This is a genomic window from Mycobacterium sp. TH-M106 (genome assembly GCF_057473765.1).
This window is the reverse complement of the sequence record NZ_JBYCLE010000534.1, coordinates 1-4,981: the sequence shown is the minus strand read 5'-3', so window position 1 is coordinate 4,981 and position 4,981 is coordinate 1. Positions and strand designations below refer to the sequence as shown.

Genomic DNA, 4,981 nt, shown 5'->3' with positions numbered 1-4,981 from the left:
TCGCCGACCGGTTGTCCACCGCGGTGTTCGCCGCCCGCGCCGGTCGGGTGATAGAGCCGGGCTGCGACGCGCGGTTTTTGTCGGCGCTGTCGATCCGCCAACTCGCCACCGAGCCCAGCCTGTCCGGGTCGAGGCGAGGCGAACTCGTAGACCTGTTGTGGCGGATGGGAATTCGCACCATCGGGCAGTTCGCCGCGCTGCCGCGCACCGATGTGGCCTCGCGCTTCGGCTCCGACGCGGTCGCTGCGCAGCGCTTCGCCCGCGGCGAGCCGGAGCGCGGACCGGTCGGGCGGAAGCCGCCGCCGGATCTCGACGCGGTGCTGCACTGCGATCCGCCGATCGACCGGGTCGATGCCGCGGCGTTTGCCGGACGGTCGCTGGCCGCTGCCCTGCACCAGACGCTGGTCGCGGCCGGGGTGGGCTGCACCCGGTTGGCGATTCACGCCGTCACCGATACCGGCGAAGAGCTGGTCCGGGTGTGGCGGTGCGCCGAGCCGCTGACCGAGGACGCCACCGCCGACCGGGTGCGCTGGCAGCTGGACGGCTGGTTAAACACCCGCAAACCCGCTGTGCTGTCAGGGCCGGTGACGCTGCTGCGGCTACAGCCGATAGAGGTGGTGGCCGCCGAGGCGTTGCAGCTGCCCCTGTGGGGTGGGCCCGGCGAAGCAGACCGGCTGCGGGCCCGGCGGGTGCTGGTGCGGGTGCAGGGCCTGCTCGGCCCGGAGGCGGTGCAGGTGCCGGTGCTGTCCGGCGGTCGCGGCCCGGCCGAACGCATCACCGTGACGCCGCTAGGCGACGAGCCCGCTCCGCGGGCCGACCCGGGCCAGCCGTGGCCCGGCCGGCTGCCCGAACCGTCTCCGGCGGTGCTGCTCGACGACCCGGTGGAACTGCTCGACGTCCACCGCAACCCGATAAGGGTGACAAACCGGGGGTTGTTCTCCGCTGAGCCGGCATACCTGGTCGCCCGTGACCGTGACGACCGGCTGCGCTGGTGGGCCGGGCCCTGGCCGGTCGACGAGCGGTGGTGGGATTCGGACTTGACGGGCCAAGTTGGTTTCGGCCGCCCGGATCGGGTGGCCCGCGCCCAGGTGCTGTTGGACGGCCTGTTGGACGACAATGCCGGTGCGGCGCTGCTGCTGTGCTACCGCCGGCGGCGCTGGTATCTGGACGGGAGCTATGTGTAGCGCTTTGTTGCGCCGCGCCGCCATGCCGAGCGCCGCGCGTGTTGTTGTTGCTAGATTTTCGCTAAAATCTCGCAACAGCTTCACGCTCGGTGACGTGTCGGTGCCGGGCGGCAGACTCAGGCGCATGGCAGAGCCTTTCGAACCTTTTGTCGGCAGCGCGGCCGTCGCATCCGGCCGGGTGACGCCGTACGCACTGCGCACCCAATTCGTAGCGCTACACCGCGACGTTTTCATCGCCCGCGACGCCGACATCACCGCGGTGGTGCAGGCAAGGGCGGCGTGGCTGTGGTCGCGGGGCCGCGGTGTCCTAGCGGGCCGGTCCGCCTCGGCGCTGCACGGCGCCAAGTGGGTGGATGCCGGGACGCCGGCGGAGATCGTCTACCAGAATCGGCACGCCCCGGCGGGCATCCGAACGTGGTCAGACCGGATAGCAGACGACGAGTTTACGTTCATCGACGGAATGCGGGTGACGACGCCGGAGCGCACCGCACTCGACCTGGCCCGCCGCTACCCCGTCGACAAGGCGGTCGCGATGATCGACGCCTTAGGCCGGGCGACTCATCTCAAGGTGGCCGATGTCGAGTTGCTCGCCGAACGCTACCGAGGCAGCCGCGGGATCAGACGCGCCCATGTCGCCTTGCCGCTCGTCGATTTCGGTGCCGAGTCCCCGCGCGAGACCCGGCTACGACTGCTGCTCATCCGCGCGGGTTTTCCGCCGCCGCAGACCCAGATCCCGGTGTACGGCGAACACGGCGAGTTAGTGGCGGTGCTCGACATGGGGTGGGAGCACATCAAGGTGGCCGTCGACTACGAGGGCGATCATCACCGGCTAAGTCGACCGCAGTTCAACCACGACCTCAGGCGTGCCGAGGCCGTCGCGGCGTTGGATTGGATCGACATCCGGGTGACGGCTGAGGACACCGACGGCGGCGTCATCGGACGGGTGTGGGCGGCATGGGATCGCCGAACGTGAAGCTGTTGCGAGATTTTCGCGAAAATCTCGCAGCAGCTTCACGTTCGGTGCCGCGCAAACGATCCGACCCGTTCGACGTAGCGGTCGAAGAACGCTGTCGGGTCGACGTCGACGCCGATCCGCGCGTTGGGTTCGCCGGACCAGTCGGCGACCGTGCGCCCACGCCCTGGGGTGTCCGCGAACTCGACGTGCACCGCCGCCGGGCGGGTTGCCACCAGATCGGGGTCCAGCGCGATCGCCGCGGCCAACGGATCGTGCAGATACGCCAGGTATCCACGGCCCCGCTCGTCGTGCGTCTCGAAATAGAACCGCAGCGCGTCGCCGAGCAACCGGATCAACGGGTTCGACGGCGCCGCCGCTGACAGCCTGCCCAGAATGGCCGGTGTCATGACGATGCGTTCGGTCAGTTCCAAACCGCACACGATCGGAAGCTGTTGCCGGGCCTGCCAGGCCGTGAACACCTCGGCAGCCGCTTCGGGATCCACGCTGATGTTGAACTCGGGTTCGGGGCGACCGAACGCCCCGCCCATGATCACCAGCCGGCGCAGCAGCGCGGGCAGCGCCGGCTCGGCTCGCAGCGCTAACGCCAGGTTGGTCAACGGCCCGGTGGCCAGCCCGACCAGCTGACCGGGATGCTCGCGCGCGGCCCGAATCCAGGCCGCGGCGGCGTCATACGAGGTAAGCCGACCGTCACTGGGCGGCAGCTCGGCATAGCCGAGACCCTGTGGGCCGTGGACGTTTTCAGCGGTGTGCCCGCCGGCCGTCGGTCCGCGCAGCGGCGATTCGGCACCCTTGGACACCGGTACACCGCTGACCCCGCACAACTGCAGCAGCCCGAGATTGTTCCGGCAAACCTGTTGCACCGCAACGTTTCCGCCGGTCGAGGCGATACCGACGAGTTCGGCGTCGGCGCTGGCCATCAGGTACACCAGCGCCAGCGCGTCGTCGACGCCGGTGTCGACGTCGGCGAACACCGGCAGCGCAGCGACGGAATTCACGGCGGCAACAATACTCAGCGACGCGGGCTGCGCGCGCCGAAGATCGCCGTGCCGATGCGCACCTCCGTCGCACCTTCGGCGATCGCCAGCGGAAAGTCCCCGCTCATGCCCATCGACAACTCGGTCAGCTGGTGTCCGGCCGCGACGGCGCGGTCACGCAACTCACGCAACCGGCGAAAGCAACCGCGCACGGCGTCCGGGTCTGGTGCGTGGACGGCCAGCGTCATCAGGCCGCGCACCCGCAGGGTGGGGTAGCCCTGCAACTCGTCGAGGAACGGCAGCAACCGGTCCGGCGGCAGCCCGTATTTGCTCGGCTCATCGGAGGTCTTCACCTGGACCAAGACGTCGATGACGCGATGGTGCGTCCGCAGCCGCCGATCCAGCGCCGTGGCCAACTCCGGCCGGTCCAGTGATTGCACCTGGTTAGCCAGCCGCGCCACGATGTTGGCTTTGTTGGTCTGCAGGTGACCGATCATCACCCAGTCGATGCCGCAATCGGCCAACGGTTCGGCCTTGTCGCGGATCTCCTGGGCCTTGTTCTCGCCAAAGCGGTACATTCCCAACGCGACTGCCTTGCGGATCACCTCCGGGGCGACGGTCTTGGTCACCGGCAGGATGGCCACCTCGAAGGGATCCCGACCGGCGTCGCGACAGGCGTCGGCGACCCGCTGTTGCACCCGAGCCCAGCGGTTCGCCAGGGTGTCGGCAGGGTTCACGGCGCTACCGCCGCATCGGTCGCCTGCTCGATTGCCGTTCTCACCAATGCACGCCCGGCACCAGCCGCACCGTCTATCTGACCAGACGAGGAGGTCAGTCGAATGAGCGGAGACCGTTCCAGTCGACCAGTGTCCAGCCGGTGACCGGATTGCCGGTGACCACCACCCGGCCGATGTTGGGCAGCGGGTGGTCGGTGAGCAGGCTGTCGCGGCCGTTCTTGGCGTTCATCAGCGTCCAGACCATGATCGCCACGCCGTTCGAAAACGCCACCGGGTTGGCGTCGCCGCTGTCGTAGATCTTTTGCACCGCATCAGAGAACCGGCTGTTGAACTCGTTGCCGTCGATCGACCCCGGGATGGTCTCTGTGCGGTCGCTGCGCAGCCAGGCCAGCGGTGCGAGCAGGTATGTCGAGTCGGCTCTCGACGTCGGCTCGCCGTCGAACCAGCCGGCCTTGATCTCCTTTAGCCCGGGCAGGATCTGCACCTGCTTGCCGATCTCCTTGGCCAACGGCGCGGCGGTCTGCTGGGCGCGAAGCATGGGAGAGGAGTAGACGCCGTCGTAGTGGTTGTGCTGCAGCTGATGAGCGACCTGCTGGGCCTGCCCGTCGCCCTTCTCGGTGAGGCCCAGGCCGGGGACGTCGGTGTCGATGACGCCGTCGGCGTTGCTCAGCGATTCCGCGTGCCGGATGAACGTCACGGTGATGTTGCGGGGGTGCGGCCCACCGGAACAGGAGGCGAGCACGGCCGCGGCGAGCAGGGCCGCGGCGAGCACGGCCGCGGGCTTCCAGGTCACGGTGCGGATGTTCATGCCGACAGCCTGCCTTGCCGACGACGTTCATGGGGCGACTTCTGGTGGTTTGGTGTCGAATCTGATCGAATCTGATCCGACTGCATCCGACTGCATCCGATTGCATCCGACTGAAAGGGAGAACCCCATGGCGCTCGACCCGAAAGCCATCGGTGCCACCACCGAGCCGGTGCTGGTCGAATGGACCGATCGCGACACCATGCTTTATGCGCTCGGAGTCGGCGCCGGCACCGCCGACCTGTCGTTCACCACCGAGAACAGCCACGACATCACCCAGCAGGTGCTGCCGACCTACGCCGTCA

Annotated in this window: 5 protein-coding genes and 1 pseudogene; 3 read left to right on the top strand and 3 right to left on the bottom strand. The window is 68.6% G+C overall.

The window, feature by feature from the left end; genetic code table 11:
- A partial coding sequence (locus tag AC2VOP_RS18595) for a DNA polymerase Y family protein (RefSeq protein ID WP_486962333.1) occupies positions 1-1,184 on the top strand: 1,184 nt, incomplete at its 5' end.
- 124 nt (positions 1,185-1,308) lie between these two features.
- On the top strand, positions 1,309-2,157 hold the full coding sequence (locus AC2VOP_RS18590; protein WP_486962332.1) for a hypothetical protein: 849 nt from the start codon (positions 1,309-1,311) through the stop codon (positions 2,155-2,157).
- A 38-nt stretch (positions 2,158-2,195) separates the two neighbouring features.
- Here AC2VOP_RS18590 and AC2VOP_RS18585 read toward each other — a convergent pair whose 3' ends face one another.
- From AC2VOP_RS18585 to AC2VOP_RS18575, 3 genes are all read right to left on the bottom strand, one after another.
- Positions 2,196-3,155, bottom strand: coding sequence for a nucleoside hydrolase (locus AC2VOP_RS18585; protein ID WP_486962331.1), 960 nt, complete (start codon positions 3,153-3,155; stop codon positions 2,196-2,198).
- A 14-nt stretch (positions 3,156-3,169) separates the two neighbouring features.
- A complete protein-coding gene (locus AC2VOP_RS18580; RefSeq protein ID WP_486962330.1) occupies positions 3,170-3,871 on the bottom strand; it encodes a YggS family pyridoxal phosphate-dependent enzyme in 702 nt (233 codons plus the stop codon).
- Between the two features lie 94 nt (positions 3,872-3,965).
- Positions 3,966-4,679: a histidine phosphatase family protein gene (locus tag AC2VOP_RS18575; protein ID WP_486962329.1), complete on the bottom strand. Its 714-nt coding sequence runs from the start codon at positions 4,677-4,679 to the stop codon at positions 3,966-3,968.
- A 127-nt stretch (positions 4,680-4,806) separates the two neighbouring features.
- On the opposite strand from AC2VOP_RS18575, the pseudogene AC2VOP_RS18570 reads away from it, so the two are divergent.
- Positions 4,807-4,981, top strand: a pseudogene (locus AC2VOP_RS18570) (dehydrogenase); the annotation flags it as partial.

Excerpts from the sequence above, each read along its gene's own strand:
- AC2VOP_RS18590 (WP_486962332.1), top strand. The coding sequence starts at position 1,309 with ATGGCAGAGCCTTTCGAACCTTTTGTCGGCAGCGCGGCCGTCGCATCC.
- AC2VOP_RS18575 (WP_486962329.1), bottom strand. The coding sequence starts at position 4,679 with ATGAACATCCGCACCGTGACCTGGAAGCCCGCGGCCGTGCTCGCCGCG.